The sequence below is a fragment of the Meridianimarinicoccus zhengii genome (assembly GCF_003254465.1).
GTDB classification, from domain to species: Bacteria; Pseudomonadota; Alphaproteobacteria; order Rhodobacterales; family Rhodobacteraceae; genus Meridianimarinicoccus; species Meridianimarinicoccus zhengii.
Genome location: NZ_QDFI01000021.1, coordinates 43,359 through 60,975 on the forward strand (window position 1 = coordinate 43,359; position 17,617 = coordinate 60,975).

24 protein-coding genes and 1 tRNA gene are annotated in these 17,617 nt (G+C 65.8%); 11 read left to right on the forward strand and 14 right to left on the reverse strand.

Translation table 11 applies throughout. The annotated features are described in order from the left end of the window. Positions 1–9: 9 nt before the first annotated feature. The 10 genes from rpsN (at position 10) to DDE13_RS09070 (ending at position 5,744) form a co-directional block, all read left to right on the forward strand. Positions 10–315 (forward strand): 30S ribosomal protein S14, encoded by a 306-nt coding sequence (rpsN, locus tag DDE13_RS09025; protein ID WP_111403610.1) that lies wholly within the window; start codon positions 10–12, stop codon positions 313–315. A 13-nt stretch (positions 316–328) separates the two neighbouring features. Beyond that, positions 329–721, forward strand: a complete 393-nt coding sequence (gene rpsH, locus DDE13_RS09030) for a 30S ribosomal protein S8 (RefSeq protein ID WP_111403612.1) — start codon at positions 329–331, stop codon at positions 719–721. A 12-nt stretch (positions 722–733) separates the two neighbouring features. Beyond that, a complete protein-coding gene (gene rplF, locus DDE13_RS09035) occupies positions 734–1,267 on the forward strand; it encodes a 50S ribosomal protein L6 (RefSeq protein WP_111403614.1) in 534 nt (177 codons plus the stop codon). Positions 1,268–1,278: 11 nt separating this feature from the next. Continuing rightward, a complete protein-coding gene (rplR, locus tag DDE13_RS09040) occupies positions 1,279–1,638 on the forward strand; it encodes a 50S ribosomal protein L18 (RefSeq protein WP_111403616.1) in 360 nt (119 codons plus the stop codon). A gap of 135 nt (positions 1,639–1,773) precedes the next feature. Continuing rightward, on the forward strand, positions 1,774–2,358 hold the full coding sequence (rpsE, locus tag DDE13_RS09045) for a 30S ribosomal protein S5 (protein WP_111403618.1): 585 nt from the start codon (positions 1,774–1,776) through the stop codon (positions 2,356–2,358). A gap of 13 nt (positions 2,359–2,371) precedes the next feature. Continuing rightward, positions 2,372–2,560, forward strand: coding sequence for a 50S ribosomal protein L30 (gene rpmD, locus DDE13_RS09050; RefSeq protein ID WP_111403620.1), 189 nt, complete (start codon positions 2,372–2,374; stop codon positions 2,558–2,560). Positions 2,561–2,664: 104 nt separating this feature from the next. Then, the gene (rplO, locus tag DDE13_RS09055; RefSeq protein ID WP_111403622.1) at positions 2,665–3,138 is read left to right on the forward strand and encodes a 50S ribosomal protein L15; all 474 of its coding nucleotides are present in this window, start codon (positions 2,665–2,667) and stop codon (positions 3,136–3,138) included. A gap of 102 nt (positions 3,139–3,240) precedes the next feature. Next, positions 3,241–4,608 carry a preprotein translocase subunit SecY gene (gene secY, locus DDE13_RS09060; RefSeq protein ID WP_111403624.1) on the forward strand — a complete coding sequence of 456 codons (1,368 nt, stop codon included), beginning with the start codon at positions 3,241–3,243 and terminating at the stop codon, positions 4,606–4,608. Positions 4,609–4,677: 69 nt separating this feature from the next. Beyond that, positions 4,678–5,439, forward strand: a complete 762-nt coding sequence (hisF, locus tag DDE13_RS09065; RefSeq protein WP_111403626.1) for an imidazole glycerol phosphate synthase subunit HisF — start codon at positions 4,678–4,680, stop codon at positions 5,437–5,439. Next, entirely contained in the window at positions 5,436–5,744 is a 309-nt protein-coding gene (locus tag DDE13_RS09070; protein WP_111403627.1) for a phosphoribosyl-ATP diphosphatase, read from the forward strand. The genes hisF and DDE13_RS09070 overlap by 4 nt, the downstream gene beginning before the upstream one ends. A 4-nt stretch (positions 5,745–5,748) precedes the next feature. Here the strand turns inward: DDE13_RS09070 and DDE13_RS09075 are convergent, their stop codons facing one another. The 3 genes from DDE13_RS09075 to rlmB all read right to left on the reverse strand — a co-directional run bounded on the left by DDE13_RS09075 (position 5,749) and on the right by rlmB (position 7,516). Then, a complete protein-coding gene (locus DDE13_RS09075; RefSeq protein WP_111403629.1) occupies positions 5,749–6,219 on the reverse strand; it encodes a CoA-binding protein in 471 nt (156 codons plus the stop codon). Between the two features lie 215 nt (positions 6,220–6,434). After that, entirely contained in the window at positions 6,435–6,725 is a 291-nt protein-coding gene (locus tag DDE13_RS09080; protein ID WP_222626061.1) for a hypothetical protein, read from the reverse strand. Then, a complete protein-coding gene (gene rlmB, locus DDE13_RS09085) occupies positions 6,725–7,516 on the reverse strand; it encodes a 23S rRNA (guanosine(2251)-2'-O)-methyltransferase RlmB (RefSeq protein ID WP_111403659.1) in 792 nt (263 codons plus the stop codon). The genes DDE13_RS09080 and rlmB overlap by 1 nt, the downstream gene beginning before the upstream one ends. Positions 7,517–7,648: 132 nt before the next feature. Between rlmB and DDE13_RS22805 the strand changes: the two genes are divergently transcribed. After that, positions 7,649–7,732: transfer RNA gene (locus DDE13_RS22805), tRNA-Tyr, on the forward strand. A gap of 120 nt (positions 7,733–7,852) precedes the next feature. On the opposite strand, the gene lpdA is transcribed toward DDE13_RS22805, so the two are convergent. The 11 genes from lpdA to DDE13_RS09135 all read right to left on the reverse strand — a co-directional run. After that, on the reverse strand, positions 7,853–9,241 hold the full coding sequence (lpdA, locus tag DDE13_RS09090; protein WP_111403633.1) for a dihydrolipoyl dehydrogenase: 1,389 nt from the start codon (positions 9,239–9,241) through the stop codon (positions 7,853–7,855). A gap of 41 nt (positions 9,242–9,282) precedes the next feature. Next, the gene (locus tag DDE13_RS09095) at positions 9,283–9,684 is read right to left on the reverse strand and encodes an MAPEG family protein (protein ID WP_111403635.1); all 402 of its coding nucleotides are present in this window, start codon (positions 9,682–9,684) and stop codon (positions 9,283–9,285) included. A gap of 5 nt (positions 9,685–9,689) precedes the next feature. Beyond that, on the reverse strand, positions 9,690–10,088 hold the full coding sequence (locus DDE13_RS22810) for a hypothetical protein (RefSeq protein WP_162630922.1): 399 nt from the start codon (positions 10,086–10,088) through the stop codon (positions 9,690–9,692). 113 nt (positions 10,089–10,201) lie between these two features. Further along, complete coding sequence (locus DDE13_RS09100) at positions 10,202–10,408, reverse strand: hypothetical protein (RefSeq protein WP_111403637.1); 207 nt, start codon at positions 10,406–10,408, stop codon at positions 10,202–10,204. Continuing rightward, positions 10,405–10,665, reverse strand: coding sequence for a BrnT family toxin (locus DDE13_RS09105; RefSeq protein ID WP_111403639.1), 261 nt, complete (start codon positions 10,663–10,665; stop codon positions 10,405–10,407). The genes DDE13_RS09100 and DDE13_RS09105 overlap by 4 nt, the downstream gene beginning before the upstream one ends. 7 nt (positions 10,666–10,672) lie before the next feature. Further along, entirely contained in the window at positions 10,673–12,199 is a 1,527-nt protein-coding gene (gene odhB, locus DDE13_RS09110; protein ID WP_111403641.1) for a 2-oxoglutarate dehydrogenase complex dihydrolipoyllysine-residue succinyltransferase, read from the reverse strand. Between the two features lie 2 nt (positions 12,200–12,201). Then, positions 12,202–15,171, reverse strand: a complete 2,970-nt coding sequence (locus tag DDE13_RS09115; protein WP_111403643.1) for a 2-oxoglutarate dehydrogenase E1 component — start codon at positions 15,169–15,171, stop codon at positions 12,202–12,204. Next, a complete protein-coding gene (locus tag DDE13_RS09120; RefSeq protein WP_111403645.1) occupies positions 15,168–15,656 on the reverse strand; it encodes a DUF805 domain-containing protein in 489 nt (162 codons plus the stop codon). The genes DDE13_RS09115 and DDE13_RS09120 overlap by 4 nt, the downstream gene beginning before the upstream one ends. A 77-nt stretch (positions 15,657–15,733) precedes the next feature. Then, positions 15,734–16,021 carry a hypothetical protein gene (locus DDE13_RS09125; RefSeq protein ID WP_162630923.1) on the reverse strand — a complete coding sequence of 96 codons (288 nt, stop codon included), beginning with the start codon at positions 16,019–16,021 and terminating at the stop codon, positions 15,734–15,736. Positions 16,022–16,034: 13 nt separating this feature from the next. Continuing rightward, positions 16,035–16,919, reverse strand: a complete 885-nt coding sequence (gene sucD, locus DDE13_RS09130; RefSeq protein ID WP_111403649.1) for a succinate--CoA ligase subunit alpha — start codon at positions 16,917–16,919, stop codon at positions 16,035–16,037. Between the two features lie 75 nt (positions 16,920–16,994). Further along, positions 16,995–17,617 (reverse strand): hypothetical protein (locus DDE13_RS09135; protein WP_222626062.1); only part of this gene is annotated, 623 nt, incomplete at its 5' end.

Genomic DNA, 17,617 nt, shown 5'->3' on the forward strand with positions numbered 1-17,617 from the left:
GATCAAGACATGGCAAAGAAATCGATGATCGAACGCGAAAAGAAGCGTCAGGCCCTGGTGGACAAGTTCGCCGCCAAGCGTGCCGCGCTGAAGGAAGTCGCGAACGACGAAGCCCGCCCGATGGAAGAGCGTTTCAAAGCGCGTCTGAAACTGGCGAAACTGCCGCGGAATTCCTCGGCGACACGTCTTCACAACCGTTGCCAGCTGACCGGCCGCCCCCATGCTTACTACCGTAAGCTGAAGGTGTCGCGGATCATGCTGCGGGAACTTGGCTCTGCCGGCCAGATCCCCGGTCTCGTGAAATCCAGCTGGTGAGGGGGGCAGGTCAATGAACGATCCTTTGGGTGATATGCTGACCCGCATCCGCAACGCGCAGCTGCGCGGCAAGGCGACGGTGAAGACCCCGGCGTCCAAGCTGCGGGCTTGGGTTCTCGATGTGCTGGTGGATGAAGGTTACATCCGCGGCTACGAGAAGACCTTCGACAAGAATGGTCATCCGGCGCTGGAAATCGGTCTGAAGTACTTCGACGGCACGCCCGTGATCCGCGACCTGCGTCGCGTGTCCACGCCGGGCCGTCGGGTCTACAAGGCCAGCAAGGAGATTCCGCAGGTCCGTCAGGGTCTGGGCGTGTCCATCGTCTCCACGCCGAAAGGCGTGATGTCGGATGCAGCCGCACGCACTGCCAATGTTGGCGGTGAAGTGCTCTGCACCGTATTCTAAGGAGGTCCGGGTATGTCTCGAATTGGTAAGAAACCCGTGGCCCTGCCTTCGGGCGTGCAGGCGACGGTGTCGGGCCAGACGGTCGAAGTGAAGGGCCCCAAGGGAACCCGCAGCTTTACCGCAACCGACGACGTGACGATCGCGATGGAGGACGGCACCATCGCCGTCACCCCGCGCGGCAAGTCGAAGCGGGCGCTGCAGCAGTGGGGCATGAGCCGCACCATGGTTGCTAATCTCGTCACCGGCGTGTCGGACGGCTTCAAGCGGGAGCTGGAGATCACCGGCGTGGGTTACCGGGCACAGATGCAGGGCAATACCCTGAAGCTGGCGCTTGGCTACAGCCATGACGTGGATTTCCCGGTGCCCGAGGGCGTGACGGTCAGCTGCCCCAAGCAGACCGAGATCGTGATCGAGGGCGCCGACCAGCAGCTCGTCGGCCAGGTGGCCGCAAACATCCGCGAGTGGCGCGCGCCGGAGCCTTACAAGGGCAAGGGTATCCGCTACAAGGGCGAGTTCATCTTCCGTAAGGAAGGCAAGAAGAAGTAAGGACGGCGACAATGGCCAACAGCAAGAGAGATCTGTTCCTCAAGCGTCGTCTGCGCGTCCGGAACAAACTGCGGAAGATGGCGAACGGGCGTCCGCGCCTGTCGGTCTTCCGGTCGAACAAGAACATCAGCGTCCAGCTGATCGACGACGGCAATGGCGTGACCCTTGTGTCCGCATCCTCGCTCGAGAAGGATCTGGGCGTCGTGGGCAAGAACAACGTCGATGCAGCCGCCAAGATCGGCGCTGCCATCGCGGAACGCGCCAAGGCGAAGGGCATCGACGAATGCTATTTCGACCGTGGCGGCTTCCTGTTCCACGGCAAGGTCAAGGCGCTCGCCGATGCGGCGCGCGAAGGCGGCCTGAAATTCTGACGGTCGGGGCCGCGCTTGCGGCCCCGGTTTTTCGGGTGGTCGGCCCCGTTCGGGCCGGCTCGATGATCGGGGGGCACCGCGCCCACTGCGATCGGACAGACAGGCGCGCTGCGCCACAAAGACGAAGGATGCCGCATGGCACGTGACGACAATCGCCGGGGTGGCGGTCGCGACCGCGACGAGAACCCCGAATTCCAGGATCGCCTTGTCGCGATCAACCGCGTTTCCAAGACCGTGAAGGGCGGCAAGCGCTTCGGCTTCGCGGCGCTCGTCGTGGTTGGCGACCAGAAGGGCCGTGTCGGCTTCGGCAAGGGCAAGGCCAAGGAAGTCCCCGAAGCGATCCGCAAGGCGACCGAACAGGCGCGCCGCAACCTGATCCGCGTGCCGCTCCGCGAAGGCCGCACGCTGCACCATGACGTCTACGGGCGTCACGGCGCGGGCAAGGTCATCATGCGCACGGCCCCGCAGGGGACCGGGATCATCGCCGGTGGTCCGATGCGCGCCGTGTTCGAGATGCTTGGCGTGCAGGACGTGGTCGCCAAGTCGATGGGGTCGCAGAACCCCTACAACATGATCCGCGCCACGCTCGACGGTCTGCGGAACGAAGCGAGCCCCCGGATGGTCGCGCAGCGTCGCGGCAAGAAGGTGGCGGACATCCTACCCAAGCGCGACGAGGCACCGGCCGAACAGAGCCAGGTCGCCGAAGACGCAAGCGCATAAGGGAACCTGACAGATGGCAAAGACAATCGTCGTGAGGCAGATCGGTTCGCCGATCCGCCGCCCGGCCAAGCAGCGCGCGACGCTGGTGGGCCTGGGGCTGAACAAGATGCACAAGACCCGCGAGCTGGAGGACACGCCTTCGGTGCGCGGCATGGTCAACTCGATCCCGCATCTGGTGGAAATCATCGAGGAACGGGGCTGACATCGCCTTTCGGGGGTGCCGGTCCGGCGCCCCTTTCCCACAACATGCCGTGGCTGCCCCACACCGTCGCTGGTAGGGCATGTCCGGCCAAGGAGACAAGCGACATGAAACTGCACGAACTTCGTGACAATCCGGGCGCGGCGCGCAAGGCAAAGCGCATCGGCCGTGGCCCCGGCTCGGGCAAGGGCAAGATGGGTGGCCGCGGGATCAAGGGCCAGAAATCCCGGTCCGGTGTGGCTATCGGCGGGTATGAAGGCGGCCAGATGCCGCTCTACCAGCGCCTGCCCAAGCGCGGCTTCAACAAGCCGAACCGCAAGGAATTCGCCGTCGTCAACCTCGGCCTCATTCAGAAATTCATCGACGCGGGCAAGATCGACGTGGCGCAGCCGGTGGACGAGGATGCGCTGATCGCGTCCGGCCTCGTGCGGCGCAAGCGCGATGGTATCCGGGTGCTCGCCAAAGGCGACATCACGGCGGCGGTCAACCTGACCGTCACGGGCGCATCGCAGGCTGCTGTGGATGCCGTGGCCAAGGCCGGTGGTTCACTGACGGTCACAACCGCACCGGCGGCCGAGTAAACGGTTGTGGGCGGCGGCGATGCCGCCTACATGCCTAGTCAGGTTTTCCAGCGCCGCCGACCGGAAACCGGTCCGGCGGCGTTTGCATGAAAGAGATATCGCATGGCATCAGCAGCGGAACAAATGGCCGCGAACATGAGCTGGGGCGCCTTCGGCAAGGCGACCGAACTCAGGCAGCGCATCCTCTTCACCCTCGGGCTTCTGATCGTCTATCGCCTTGGCACCTATATCCCCGTGCCGGGTATCGACGGGAACGAGCTGCGGGCCTTCATGGACCAGGCGGCATCGGGTATCGGCGGCGTGCTGAACATGTTCACCGGCGGCGCCATCTCCCGCATGGGGATCTTCGCGCTCGGGATCATGCCCTATATCTCGGCCTCGATCATCATCCAGCTTCTCGCCGCCATGTGGGAGCCGCTCCAGCAGCTCAAGAAGGAAGGCGAACAGGGCCGCAAGAAGCTCAACCAGTACACGCGCTACTTCACGGTGCTGCTGGCGACGTTCCAGTCCTACGGGCTGGCTGTCAGCCTCGAATCCGGCGGGCTGGCGACCGATCCGGGCTGGTTCTTCCGCATCGCCTGCATGATTACGCTGGTGGGCGGCACGATGTTCCTGATGTGGCTGGGCGAGCAGATCACCCAGCGCGGCATCGGCAACGGCATTTCGCTGATCATCTTCGTGGGCATCATCGCCGAGGTTCCGGCGGCGCTGGCGCAGTTCTTCGCGTCGGGCCGGTCGGGTGCCATCAGCGTGCCGGTCATCATCGGCGTGCTCGTGATGGTCATGCTGACAATCGGCTTCGTGGTGTTCATGGAGCGCAGCTTGCGCAAGATCCACATCCAGTATCCGCGCCGTCAGGTGGGCATGAAGGTCTATGACGGGGGTGCCTCGCACCTGCCGATCAAGGTCAACCCGGCGGGCGTGATCCCGGCGATCTTTGCGTCGTCGCTGCTCTTGCTGCCCACGACGCTGGCGACGTTCTCGCAGAACCAGACCGGGCCGGTCATGTCGACGATCATGGCCTATTTCGGGCCCGGCCAGCCGCTCTACCTGCTGTTCATGACGGCCATGGTGGTGTTCTTCACGTATTTCTACACGCTGAATGTCGCCTTCAAGACCGAGGACGTGGCCGACAACCTGAAGAACCAGAACGGCTTCATCCCCGGCATCCGGCCTGGCAAGCGCACGGCGGAGTATCTCGATTACGTCGTCAACCGCGTGCTGGTGCTCGGTTCGGCCTATCTCGCGGCGGTTGTCCTTTTCCCCGAGATCCTGCGTTCGCAACTGGCGATCCCGTTCTATTTCGGCGGGACCTCGGTGCTGATCGTCGTGTCGGTGACCATGGACACGATCCAGCAGATCCAGAGCCACCTTCTGGCGCACCAGTACGAAGGCCTGATCGAGAAATCGAACCTGCGCGGCAAGAAGCGCTCGGGCGGTGCGAAACGCACGCCCCCCGCGCGGCGCTGACCGGCGCAGGAGACCTCGGTCGCGCGGCGGGGTTACCCCCTGCCGCGCCTTTCATTCCGGATCGTCGCCATGCTGAAGACCCGCATCATTCCCTGTCTCGACGTGAAGGACGGTCGCGTCGTGAAGGGCGTGAACTTCGTGGACCTGATCGACGCGGGCGACCCGGTCGAAGCGGCCCAGGCCTATGACGCGGCGGGCGCGGATGAGCTTTGCTTCCTCGACATCAACGCGACCCATGAAAACCGCGGCACGATGTACGATCTCGCCACGCGCACGGCGGAGCACTGCTTCATGCCGCTGACCATCGGCGGTGGCGTTCGCACGCCCGAAGACGTGCGCAACCTGCTTCTGGCAGGGGCGGACAAGGTGTCGTTCAATTCCGCCGCCGTCGCCAACCCCGACGTCGTGGCCGAATCCGCGGACCGGTTCGGCAGTCAGTGCATCGTCGTCGCAATCGACGCCAAGACCGTGGAACCCGGTCGTTGGGAAATCTTCACACATGGCGGGCGACGGCCCACGGGCATCGACGCGGTCGAATTCGCCCGCCTGGTGACGGAGAAGGGTGCGGGGGAAATCCTGTTGACCTCCATGGACCGGGACGGGACGCGGTCCGGCTTCAACTTGCCCCTGACCCGCGCCATCGCCGATGCCGTGTCGGTGCCTGTCATCGCGTCGGGCGGGGTCGGGACCCTCGACCATCTGGTCGAAGGCGTGACGGAGGGCCATGCCAGCGCGGTCCTTGCCGCATCGATCTTCCATTTCGGCGAACACACAATTGGCGAGGCCAAGGCGCACATGGCCGCGGCGGGCATCCCGGTGCGGCTGTCATGACCGCGCTCGACCGTCTGGCCGCCACCATCGACGCGCGGCGCGGGGCGGACCCTGCGTCGTCCTGGACGGCGAAGCTGCTGGCCAAGGGCCCCGAAAAATGCGCCGAGAAATTCGGCGAGGAAGCCGTGGAGGCGATCATCGAGGCAGTGAAGGGCGACCGCGCGCGGCTGACCACCGAAGCGGCCGACGTGCTTTACCACCTGCTGGTGATGCTGGCCGCGCGCGACGTGCCACTGGCCGATGTGCTGGCCGAGCTTGATCGCCGCAGCGGTCAGTCCGGGCTTGACGAAAAGGCGGGGCGGTAGCGCCTTACAGTTTCGACGAGATCACGCCGGTGGCGAAGCCGCCCCGGCGCAATTCGCCGAACAGACGCTGGTATTCGATCTTGGGACAGCGATTCTGCACGACGCACAGGCCCTGCGCTGCCGCCATCGCGGCCGCTTCGGCATGTTCCACCCCGATCTGCATCCAGACCGTGCGCAGGTCGGGCAGGTGGGTGATGGCCTCATCAACGATCGGCGGCACGTGGTCCGACCGGCGGAAGATATCGACCATGTCCACCCGCGCGTCGGGAGGGATGTCCGACAGATGCGCCACGACGGTTTCCCCGAACAACTGCGCGCCCGCGTGACCGGGGTTGACCGGGATCACGCGATAACCGCGCAGCGACAGAAAGCGCGCCACGTAATGGCTCGGTCGCACCGGGTTGGGCGACACGCCCACGCAGGCGATGACCTTGGTCTCGTTCAGTATGCGGCGCAACTCGGGATCGGTCGTCATGGGGGCAAACCTGCCATGCCACACCACCGGCGTGCCACAAAAAAAACGCCCGGCGTGACCGGGCGCAGGTGTTGGAACGAGGGACAGTTGAGGCACAAGGGTTCCACGTCTTGTGCCCATGCTTTTTAAGGTAGATGTTCGCGCCGCGACGGAAAGGTTCGCGTCTGGCGCGCTGCCGTCAGTTGACGAAATGGTGAAGTGATCCGGCGCCAGGGTCAGTCGAGGATATCCTCGATCAGGTCGAACGCTTCTGACAGGATGCGCCGCGACAGCGACTTCCGCTTGCGTCGGCGCGGCTTCGCGTGCCTTGCGGGCTCAGGTCCGCGGGGCGCCGGGCGGGCAGCGGCTGGCTTCGCTGTCCGGGCACGGTCCACCGGCATCGCCTTGAGGTCGTGCAATGGCGCCCCACAGGCGGCACAGCTCAGTTCGTGGCGTATGTCCCCGCGCAGGACCAGCGCGGCGCGTGTACCGCAATAGCAGCAGGTGGCGATCTTCGTGGCCGGCATCACCCGCCCCCCGTTCGCGCGGCATAGAGCGCGACCGCCGCGGCGGTCGACACGTTGAGCGACCCGAAGGCCCCCGTGGCCGGAACCCGCACCAGCGCGTCACAGGCGGCGCGTGTGCCTTCGCGCAGGCCCGGCCCCTCAGCCCCCAGCACAAGCACCACGGGACGGCCCGCATGGGTCGCAAGCCCCTCGCCAAGGTCCTGGTCGGCCTCGCCCGCAAGACCCAGCAGGACGAAGCCCATGTCGCGCAGCTCTTGCAGCGCAGCGGTCAGATTGCGCACACGTAGATAGGGCTGGCGTTCCAGCGCGCCCGACGCGGTCTTGGCCAGTGCGCCGGTTTCCGGTGCCGCGTGGCGGGCAGGTGCGACTACGGCCCGCGCCCCGAACACCTCGGCCGAGCGCAGGATGGCCCCGACGTTGTGCGGGTCCGTCACACGGTCGAGCGCCACGACGATGGCGCGGCCGCCCGCATCATCGCCCGTGGCACAGCGATCGGCGAGGCTCCCCCAGTCCAGCGGCCGGACCTCCAGCGCCGCACCCTGGTGCACCGATCCGGGGTCGAGCGGCACCGGGAACCGGCGCGGGTCGACGATCTCCGGCTCCATCCCGCTCGTGGCGATCGCATCGGCCAGCTTGTCTGCGGCGTTCCGCGTCGCCACCAGCCGCAGGCGGTGGCGTGCCGGGTTCACCAGCGCATCGCGCACCGCATGCAGGCCGAACAGCCACAGGGTCTCCGCGGCGGCCGCGCGCTTGGCCTGTTCCTTTTCGACCACCCATTTCGGTTTTTTCACGGATGTCACCCCTGCCGTTCAAGGTCCGGACCATGCGCCAAGGGTACCGGGCAGGCAAGCCCGCAGCACCCTGCGCACGGCCGCTTTTTCGCCTTGACCCGCTTCGCGCGGGCCGGTATCCCCGCGCACGTTGGGCGACGGGCTGCAAGGTGCGGCAGCGGACTGTAACTCCGCCGGGGAGACCCACGCCTGGTTCGATTCCAGGGTCGCCCACCATCCCCTTCCAGAAAACGGTATCCCCACAAGTGCGGGTTGCGGCGCTGGCCTGGCCCCGCACGCAATAGGGCCACGGGTGCATGCCCGCGGCCCCAAGCGATCCGGCCCGGCGCAGGCTGGTCACGAATGGATCGGACCGTCCCCGCAGGCCAGTGCCGCTTCGCGCACGGCTTCGGAATAGGTCGGATGCGCGTGGCAGGTGCGCGCGACATCCTCGGCCGCTGCGCCGAATTCCATGGCCACGCAGATCTCGTGGATCAGGTCGCCCGCCATCGGGCCGATGATATGCGCCCCGAGCACCCGGTCCGTCGCCTTGTCGGCGAGGATCTTCACGAACCCGTCCGCGGCGAAATTGGCCTTGGCCCGACCGTTGCCCATGAAGTTGAACTTGCCGACCTTGTAGGCGACCCCGGCTTCCTTCAGCTGCTCCTCGGTCTTGCCGACGCTGGCGACTTCCGGGTGGGTGTAGATCACGCCGGGGATCACGTCGTAATTCACGTGCCCCGCCTGTCCCGCGATGACCTCGGCCACGGCCATGCCCTCGTCCTCGGCCTTGTGCGCCAGCATCGGGCCGTCGATCGCGTCGCCGATGGCATAGACGCCCTTGACGCTGGTGGCGTAGTGCCCGTCGGTCACGACCTGCCCGCGCTTGGACATCTCCATGCCTAGATCGCCCAGTCCCAGCCCGTCGGTGAAGGGCTTGCGGCCCGTGGCCACGAGCACGATCTCCGTATCGACCGTGTGCTCGCTGTCGTCCTTGCGCAGCTTGTAGGTGACCTTGGCCTTGGTCTTCATGGACTCCACCTTCTGCACGGCCGCCCCCAGCGTGAAGGACAGGCCCTGCTTGGCGAGGATCTTCTGGAAATTCCGCGCGACCTCTGCGTCTTGGCCGGGCGTGATCGCATCGAGATATTCGATCACCTGCACCTCGGTCCCAAGCCGCGCATAGACCGACCCCAGCTCCAGCCCGATCACGCCGCCGCCGATCACCACCATCGACTTGGGGATCTTGCCCAGTTCCAGCGCGCCGGTGGAGGTCACCACGGTCTTCTCGTCGATCTCCACGCCGGGCAGCGACGACGGTTCCGACCCCGTGGCGATCACGATGTGCTTGGCGTTGTGCGTCTCGTTGCCGACCAGCACCTTCCCGGCCTCGGGGATCTTGCCCCAGCCCTTCAGCCAGTCGATCTTGTTCTTCTTGAACAGGAACTCGATGCCCTTGGTGTTCTGGCCGATCACGTCGTCCTTGTAGGCGAGCATCGCCTTCCAGTCGATCTTGGGGGCGGCGACCTTGATGCCCATCTTCTCGAAATTGTGCTCGGCCTCGTGCACCTGGTGGGAGGCATGCAGCAGCGCCTTGGACGGGATGCAGCCGATGTTCAGGCAGGTGCCGCCCAGCGTGTCGCGCCCTTCGACGCAGGCGGTCTTCAGCCCCAGCTGCGCGCAGCGGATGGCGCAGACATAGCCGCCGGGGCCGCTGCCGATCACGATCACATCATAGTCTGCCATTTTCGTCTCCCTCGGGCATCGGCCCGTCTGTCAGTCGTCGGTCAGCCGCCCAGTAGCGCGGCGATGAGCATCAGCCCGGTGGCGAGGTAGCCCGCGGCGAAGACCACCGACCGCCATGGCACGAGGCCGTAGAAATAGGCGGGCACATAGGCCACGCGCGCCATGAGGTAGCCCCATGCGCAGGCCGCCGTCAGCGCGGAGTTCGCCCCCGCCAGAGAGACCACGCCGACCGCCACGGCGAAAGGCAAAAGTCCCTCAATATGGTTATCATAGGCCCGCTTGAGCCGGAGCGTGCCGGGGTCCAGCGGCTTCGGCGGCGGCCCGTCGCGCGGCGACAGGAAGTAGCCCGGCCCGATCTCCAGGTTCGCGCGCACGGCCATGATGGCGAGTTGCACCAGCAGCAGCAGGGCCGAGAGGGCGAGAGCGGTGAGTTCGGGGGGCATTTCGTCTATCCTAGTGATTTAATGACGCCACCAAGAAAGCCGCCAAGGGCGGTGGCAAACTTGTGGTAGTCAACTTGTCCTTCACTTACTTTCGTGACAGCGGAGGAAAGCTTTTCCTCGTTTCCCCTAATATTTACGTCTTGATCAAGAATTGCCATCCCACGCGCAGTAAGTGCAATGTTCTGGACTGAGCCGCTAGCATAACCGCCCATTGTTCGATTGTATTCTTCGACCCTGATCAGGCCTTCGTTTTCGAGCCAAGCGACACAAGGATAAAAAAACGTCTCGTAGCTACTATCGAGGTCAAGATCTTCAAAGTGCAGATCCCAATGACTAACTCCATTTTCCATTGCGATATTCAGGATCTTTGCGAGAACTAAATTCGTCTTCTCAAGAGCATCCATATAACGGCTCCGCTTCCTTATCTTGGGGTGCTAAATTTCACGGTCATAACTCCACGAGTTACTGCTGCGGAGTCTTCAGCACCTCGCTACTGCTCAAACTTCCCAAAACCCCGCTACTCCACCCCCGACAACGCGTCCCGCGCCGTGGCGATCTCCTCGTCCAGCGAACGCCCCTCTTCATGCGCCTCGACGATCCGTTTCAGCACGGCCCGCAGCCGCGCCGCTTCACCCGGCGCCGCGGGCCGGGCGCGGGCGAAGAAATCGGCGTCGAGGGCCGGGTTCTCGTCGTAGTCTTCGGGCGGTTTGTGGCGGGCGGTCATGGGATTTCCCTCCGGTTGGCCTTGCGAAGCGAGATTACGCGGATGCGGCCCGCGCGCCAAGCATACACAAGGATATGGTATCGTCCCGCGATCCTGCCCAACGCCTGGAACCGTGTCTCGCCATAGTCATAGCGTGTATCCTCTGCCTCGATCGCCGTTTCCCAGTCGAAGCCGGTCACGGCCTCGAACGGGACGCCGTGCTTGGCCATGTTCCGCGCGGCCTTCTCGGCGTCCCATTCGTAATCCGGATCGCTCACCCGGCGGTCACAAATCCATCAGCAACCGCCGCGGATCCTCCAGCGCCTCTTTCACGCGCACCAAGAACGTCACCGCGCCCTTGCCGTCCACCACCCGGTGGTCGTAGCTCAGCGCCAGGTACATCATCGGGCGGATCTTCATCTCGCCGTTCACGACCATCACCCGATCCTGGATCTTGTGCATCCCCAGGATCCCCGATTGCGGCGGGTTCAGGATGGGCGACGACATGAGCGAGCCATACACCCCGCCGTTCGAGATCGTGAAGGTCCCGCCCTGCATCTCGGCCATCGACAGCTTGCCGTCGCGGGCGCGCTTGCCCTTCTCGGCGATGGCCTTCTCGATCTCGGCAAAGGACATCCGGTCCGCGTCGCGGATCACCGGCACCACCAGCCCCGTGGGGGTTCCGGCGGCGATGCCCATATGCACGAAGTTCTTGTAGACGATGTCGGTCCCGTCGATCTCGGCGTTGACCTCGGGCACTTCCTTCAGCGCGTGGCAGCACGCCTTGGTGAAGAACGACATGAAGCCCAGGCGCACGCCGTGCTTCTTCTCGAACAGGTCCTTGTATTCGCTGCGCAGCGCCATCGTTTCGGTCATGTCCACCTCGTTATAGGTGGTCAGCATGGCGGCGGTGTTCTGCGCGTCCTTCAGGCGGCGCGCGATGGTCTGGCGCAGGCGGGTCATCTTCACCCGTTCCTCGCGCGACGCATCCTCGGCCGGGACCGGCGCGCGCGGGGCTGCCGGGGCGTCGGCCTTGGCGGCGGGCTTGGTCATCGCCGCCAGCACGTCGCCCTTCATCACGCGCCCGTCGCGGCCCGTGCCGGTGACCTGATCGGCGCTGAGGTTCTTTTCCGCCATCAGCTTCTTGGCGGACGGCGCGTCCTCTACGTCCTTGCGGCCGCTGTCGTCGTCCTTGGCGGGGGCATCCTTGGGCGCGCTGTCCTCTGCCGGGGCAGCCTTGGCCTTGGCCGCGCCGCCGCCGATCACCGCCAGCTTGGCCGAGGCCGAAACGGTCGCGCCTTCCTCGGCAAGGATCTCGGTCAGGGTGCCCGCAGCCGGGGCAGGGACCTCCACCGACACCTTGTCGGTTTCCAGCTCGCACAGCATTTCGTCCTGCGCGACGGTATCGCCGACCTTCTTGAACCACGTGGACACGGTCGCCTCGGACACGCTTTCACCAAGGCTCGGGACCATCACGTCGATGCTTTCGCCGCCCGTGTCGCCGGCATCATCGCCGCCGTCATCCGCGGCCTTCGCCTCGGCCTTGGGTGCGGGCTTGGCCTCGCCGCCCGCAGCCCCTTCGGAAATCGACGCCAGAAGCGCATCGACGCCCACGGTTTCGCCTTCCTGCGCCACGATCTCGGACAGCGTGCCCGCGGCGGGGGCCGGCACCTCCACCGTCACCTTGTCGGTTTCCAGCTCGCACAGCATTTCGTCCTGCGCCACCGTGTCGCCCGGCTTCTTGAACCAGGTGGCCACGGTCGCCTCGGTGACGCTTTCGCCCAGGGTGGGCACACGGACTTCGGTCGTCATGTTCAGTTTCCTTCGATCGTCAGCGCGTCATTCACGAGCGCGGCTTGCTGGGCTTTGTGTTGGCTGGCGAGCCCCGTCGCGGGCGAGGCCGAAGCGGCGCGACCCACGTATTTCGGGCGCTTCGCCTTGGCCTTGATGCGGCGCAGGACCCATTCGATGTTCGGCTCGATGAAGGTCCATGCGCCCTGGTTCTTCGGCTCTTCCTGGCACCAGATCACCTGCGCCTCCTTGAACCGCTCAAGCTCCTTCACAAGGCTGAGCGCAGGGAAGGGATAGAACTGTTCGATCCGCAGCAGGTAGATGTCGTCGATCCCGCGCGCGTCGCGTTCTTCCAGAAGGTCGTAATAGACCTTGCCGGAACACAGGACCACGCGACGGATCTTGTCGTCGGCCGCCAGTTTCGTGTCGGACAGGCCGTGTTCGGCATCGTCCCACAGCACCCGGTGGAAGGACGACCCTTCCAGGAAGTGCTCGGTCTTCGACACCGCAAGCTTGTGGCGCAACAGCGACTTCGGTGTCATCAGCACCAGCGGCTTGCGGAAGCTGCGATGGATCTGGCGGCGCAGGATGTGGAAATAGTTGGCCGGTGTCGTGCAGTTGGCCACGATCCAGTTGTCCTCGGCGCATTGCTGCAGGAACCGTTCGAGCCGCGCGCTGGAATGTTCCGGCCCCTGACCCTCAAAGCCGTGGGGCAGCAGCATCACCAGGCCGGACATGCGCAGCCACTTGCGTTCTCCCGAACTGATGAACTGGTCGAACATGATCTGCGCGCCGTTGGCGAAATCGCCGAACTGGGCTTCCCACATCACCAGCGCGTTGGGCTCGGCCAGGCTGTAGCCGTACTCGAAACCCAGCACCGCGTATTCCGACAGCGCGCTGTCGATCGCCTCGTATTTCGCCTGCCCCTCGCGGATGTTGTTGAGCGGGTAATACCGTTCCTCGGTCTTCTGGTCGATGAAGGCCGAATGCCGCTGGGAGAACGTGCCGCGGGTGCAATCCTGCCCCGACAGCCGCACGGCATAGCCCTCCGTCGCCAGCGAGCCAAACGCCAGCGCCTCCGCCGTGGCCCAGTCGAAGCCCTCGCCGGTCTCGAACATCGCCTTCTTGGCCTCCAGCAGCCGGCCCACGGTCTTGTGGACGTTCAGCCCCTCGGGGATGCGGGTCAGCGCGTTGCCGACCTCTTCCATGGTTTCGGGCGCGATCCAGGTGCGGCCGCGGTCGTATTCCTCGGGCCGTGCGTCCAGATGCTTCCAGCGCCCGTCCAGCCAGTCGGCCTTGTTGGGCTTGTATTCTTTCCCGGCCTCGAATTCCTCGTTCATGCGGGCCTGGAACGCGGCCTTCATGTCCTCGATCTCGCCTTCCGGGATCAGTCCGTCCGACACCAGCCGCTCGGTATACAGCTGCAGCGTCGTCTTGTGTTTCTTGATCTTGGTATACATCTCGGGCTGCGTGAACATCGGCTCGTCGCCTTCGTTGTGCCCGAACCGTCTGTAGCAGAACATGTCGATGACGACGTCCTTGCGGAACTTCTGCCGGAACTCGGTCGCCACCTTGGCCGCGTGCACCACCGCCTCTGGGTCGTCGCCGTTGACGTGGAAGATCGGCGCCTCCACCACCAGCGCGTTATCCGTGGGATAGGGGCTGGAGCGGCTGAAATGCGGTGCCGTGGTGAACCCGATCTGGTTGTTCACGACGATATGGATGGTCCCGCCCGTGCGATGGCCGCGCAGCCCCGACAGCGCGAAGCATTCCGCCACCACGCCCTGGCCCGCGAAGGCCGCGTCGCCATGCAGCAGGATGGGCAGCACGCTCGTGCGGTCCGGGTCGCCATGCTGGTCCTGCTTGGCGCGGGCCTTGCCCAGCACGACCGGGTTCACGGCTTCCAGGTGGCTGGGGTTCGCGGTCAGCGACAGGTGCACCGTGTTGCCGTCGAATTCCCGGTCGGAACTCGCGCCAAGGTGGTATTTCACGTCACCCGATCCGTCCACGTCCTCGGGCTTGAAACTGCCGCCCTGGAACTCGTTGAAGATCGCGCGATAGGGTTTGGCCATCACGTTCGCCAGCACCGACAACCGGCCCCGGTGCGGCATCCCGATGACGATCTCCTGCACCCCCAGCGCGCCGCCGCGCTTGATGATCTGCTCCATCGCGGGGACAAGGCTTTCGCCGCCATCCAGCCCGAACCGCTTCGTGCCCATGTATTTCACATGGAGGAACTTCTCGAAGCCCTCGGCCTCCACCAGCTTGCTCAGGATCGCGCGCCGCCCTTCGCGGGTGAAGCGGATTTCCTTGTCGAAGCCTTCGATCCGCTCCTTCAGCCACGCGGCCTGTTCCGGGTCGGAAATGTGCATGTACTGCAGCGCGAAGGTGCCGCAATAGGTGCGCTTCACGATCTCGAGGATCTGGCGCATCGTCCCGACCTGAAGCCCCAGCACGTTGTCCAGAAAGATCGGCCGGTCCATGTCGGCATCGGCGAAGCCGTAGGATTTCGGGTCCAGCTCCGGATGGGGGGTCTGGCTGCGCATCCCCAGCGGGTCGAGATCCGCCACCAGGTGCCCCCGGATGCGGTAGGCGCGGATGATCATCAGCGCGCGGATGCTGTCCAGCACGGCGCGCTGGACCTGCGCGTCGCTCAGGCTGATGCCCTTCTCGGCGGCTTTCGCCTTGATCTTGTCGCCTGCCGCCTTCGCTTCCTTCGCGGGCGCCGCCGCGGGCCATTGCCCGTCGAGCGCGGCGGTCAGATCGTCATCGGGCACGGGCGGCCAGTCGGCGCGCGCCCAGCTCGGGCCCCGCGCCTCGGCCTTCACGTCGCGGTCGTCGTCGCCAAGCGCTGCGAAGAACTCGGCCCATGTGGCGTCCACGCTGGCCGGGTCGGCGGCGTAGCGCGCGTAAAGCTGTTCCACATACTCGGCATTGTGCCCCTGAAGGAAGGACGAGGCATGGAAGAGGTCATTCGGGGATTGGTCGGTCATGGCATAACCTCGTTGGGATTGGGGCCATAGGCATTGGGGCCGGGTTGGGACGGACGCAGGAGCCAGTAAAGAACGATGAAGGGTGACAGCAGGAACAGGATCATCACGGCGAGCAGCGCGAACAGGCCGGGGCCTTCCAGCACGGGCATGTCCGCAAGCCCCGTGCCTTCCAGCACCGAAGCCGCGAAGCCGAGCCCGATCATGATGGTGACGGGATACAGCAGGTACAGACCCATCCGGCCCGTGTCCTGCATGCGCCGCCAGCCTGCGGCCAGCCCCGGCAGGAAGGTGGCCAGCCCGAAGATCAGCGACAGCGGCCCGCCCGCATCCGGGTCCGCTCCGAACAGCGTGGCATCAAGGACCGCCATCACCGCGGAGCCCAGCCAGAGCGCACCCATGAACCACCAGAATTCCGGCCGCGACGCGCGCCCGGAAAACGTGGCGTATTTGCGAAGACAGACCGCGATGGCCTGCTGTGGTCCCATGGTCCTTGCCTTTCGTCCGGACCCGCGGCCCGGATCGTCGGAATGGCCCGGCGCGGACGCGCGCGCCGGAACCGGTGTCAATCGTCGTCCAGCACCAGCCGTCCGCGCCCGTCATAGGTGGCGACGCATTGCGCCGTGACCTCCTGCAGGATCTCGCCGGTGTCGCCGACGACCGGGCGGGGCTGGCTCACGGACAGCACCTCGGCCTCGCCGCACATCGCGCGCACCTCGGCCTGCGCATCCTCGACCGTCCGGGCCACGTCGTTGTACCGTAACGTGGCGGTGGTGCGCCGCTCGGTGGTCTTGCTCGGCAGCGCGTCGCCGCAGGCCGACAGGACCAGCAGGGCGATCAGGGCAGGTGCCACGGCCCGCATCGGATCAGCGCCCAAGCGCTTTCAGAACGGCCTCGCCCAGACCCGCGGGGCTGTCGGCCACCACGATGCCCGCGCTTTGCATGGCTTCGATCTTGTCCTCGGCGCCACCCTTGCCGCCCGCGACGATCGCCCCGGCATGGCCCATGCGGCGGCCCGGCGGGGCCGTGCGCCCGGCGATGAAGCCCGCGGTCGGCTTCCAGCGGCCCTTCTTCTTCTCGTCCGCCAGGAACTGCGCCGCGTCTTCCTCGGCCGATCCGCCGATTTCGCCGATCATGATGATGCTCTCGGTCTCGTCGTCGCCGAGGAACCATTCCAGCACGTCGATATGTTCGGTTCCCTTGATCGGGTCGCCGCCGATGCCGACGCAGGTGGATTGCCCCAGCCCCACATCGGTCGTCTGCTTGACCGCCTCATAGGTCAGCGTTCCCGACCGGGACACGACGCCGACCGATCCGCGCTTGTGGATATGGCCCGGCATGATGCCGATCTTGCAGGCATCCGGCGTGATGACACCGGGGCAGTTCGGCCCGATCAGCTTGGATTTCGACCCTTCCAGCGCCCGCTTGACCTTCATCATGTCCAGAACCGGGATGCCCTCGGTGATGCACACGATCAATTCCATCTCCGCGTCGATCGCTTCGAGGATGCTGTCCGCCGCGAAGGGCGGGGGCACGTAGATCACGCTCGCGTTGGCCTCGGTCACGGCCTTCGCCTCGTGGACCGAGTTGAACACCGGCAGGCCCAGGTGCTCCTGCCCGCCCTTGCCCGGTGTCACGCCGCCGACCATCTTGGTGCCATAGGCGATGGCCTGCTCGGAATGGAACGTCCCCTGCGAGCCGGTGAACCCCTGGCAGATGACTTTGGTATTTTCGTCGATGAGAACGGCCATGTCTGTCCCTTGCTTTCGATATCGTCTCTTGTCTCGCCGCCGCGCGTCACCGCGCAGCGCATTGTGGCCTGCCCGTCAGGGCGCCAGCCTTATCGTCACGCCCGCGCCGTTGCCGTCGCAGGTGCCGCCCTGGGCGTCGGTGAAGTACATCCACAACTTCGTCGCGCCGCTGGCGAAGGTGTATCCCTCGCAGTCGCCGGTGCGCCCGTAAGGCGACCCGATGGTATAGGCCCCGCCCAGCCGGTCATCGAGCACGTCGCGCGCCGTCGCCCGTCCCACCGCGCCGGTGATCGCATTGCTGCGGAACGTGCAGCGCTGGCCGGGCACCATGCTGGCGGCCACGCCGGATTTCCGCATGGCGCGCAGCTTTTCGTCCTCGCTGACCGCGCCTTTGCCTTCGCGGGCATAGGTCCATGTGGCGGCGAAGCCCGCCCCTGCCGCGACCGACGGATCGAAACTGTCGATGCAGCCCGCGATCCCTTCGGACAAGGCACCGACAGCGCCCAGCCCGGACGCCGACAGCGCCTCTCCGGTCGTGGCGACCGTGGCACCCGCCATGGTCGTGAAGGGCCGGTTGGATTCCCCCGGCGTCGGTTCCGGGCCCGTGGTCGGCGCGGTCGTCGCCGTGCCTTCGGCCACCGCCGTCTCTCCGCCGCCGCCCGCCACGGCACCCGCGGCCCCGCCGCCCGCCACGGCAC

Coding starts and splice junctions, on each gene's coding strand:
- rpsN (WP_111403610.1), top strand. CDS start 10: ATGGCAAAGAAATCGATGATCGAACGCGAAAAGAAGCGTCAGGCCCTG.
- rpsH (WP_111403612.1), top strand. CDS start 329: ATGAACGATCCTTTGGGTGATATGCTGACCCGCATCCGCAACGCGCAG.
- rplF (WP_111403614.1), top strand. CDS start 734: ATGTCTCGAATTGGTAAGAAACCCGTGGCCCTGCCTTCGGGCGTGCAG.
- rplR (WP_111403616.1), top strand. CDS start 1,279: ATGGCCAACAGCAAGAGAGATCTGTTCCTCAAGCGTCGTCTGCGCGTC.
- rpsE (WP_111403618.1), top strand. CDS start 1,774: ATGGCACGTGACGACAATCGCCGGGGTGGCGGTCGCGACCGCGACGAG.
- rpmD (WP_111403620.1), top strand. CDS start 2,372: ATGGCAAAGACAATCGTCGTGAGGCAGATCGGTTCGCCGATCCGCCGC.
- rplO (WP_111403622.1), top strand. CDS start 2,665: ATGAAACTGCACGAACTTCGTGACAATCCGGGCGCGGCGCGCAAGGCA.
- secY (WP_111403624.1), top strand. CDS start 3,241: ATGGCATCAGCAGCGGAACAAATGGCCGCGAACATGAGCTGGGGCGCC.
- hisF (WP_111403626.1), top strand. CDS start 4,678: ATGCTGAAGACCCGCATCATTCCCTGTCTCGACGTGAAGGACGGTCGC.
- DDE13_RS09070 (WP_111403627.1), top strand. CDS start 5,436: ATGACCGCGCTCGACCGTCTGGCCGCCACCATCGACGCGCGGCGCGGG.
- DDE13_RS09075 (WP_111403629.1), bottom strand. CDS start 6,219: ATGACGACCGATCCCGAGTTGCGCCGCATACTGAACGAGACCAAGGTC.
- DDE13_RS09080 (WP_222626061.1), bottom strand. CDS start 6,725: ATGCCGGCCACGAAGATCGCCACCTGCTGCTATTGCGGTACACGCGCC.
- lpdA (WP_111403633.1), bottom strand. CDS start 9,241: ATGGCAGACTATGATGTGATCGTGATCGGCAGCGGCCCCGGCGGCTAT.
- DDE13_RS09095 (WP_111403635.1), bottom strand. CDS start 9,684: ATGCCCCCCGAACTCACCGCTCTCGCCCTCTCGGCCCTGCTGCTGCTG.
- DDE13_RS22810 (WP_162630922.1), bottom strand. CDS start 10,088: ATGGATGCTCTTGAGAAGACGAATTTAGTTCTCGCAAAGATCCTGAAT.
- DDE13_RS09100 (WP_111403637.1), bottom strand. CDS start 10,408: ATGACCGCCCGCCACAAACCGCCCGAAGACTACGACGAGAACCCGGCC.
- odhB (WP_111403641.1), bottom strand. CDS start 12,199: ATGACGACCGAAGTCCGTGTGCCCACCCTGGGCGAAAGCGTCACCGAG.
- DDE13_RS09115 (WP_111403643.1), bottom strand. CDS start 15,171: ATGACCGACCAATCCCCGAATGACCTCTTCCATGCCTCGTCCTTCCTT.
- DDE13_RS09120 (WP_111403645.1), bottom strand. CDS start 15,656: ATGGGACCACAGCAGGCCATCGCGGTCTGTCTTCGCAAATACGCCACG.
- sucD (WP_111403649.1), bottom strand. CDS start 16,919: ATGGCCGTTCTCATCGACGAAAATACCAAAGTCATCTGCCAGGGGTTC.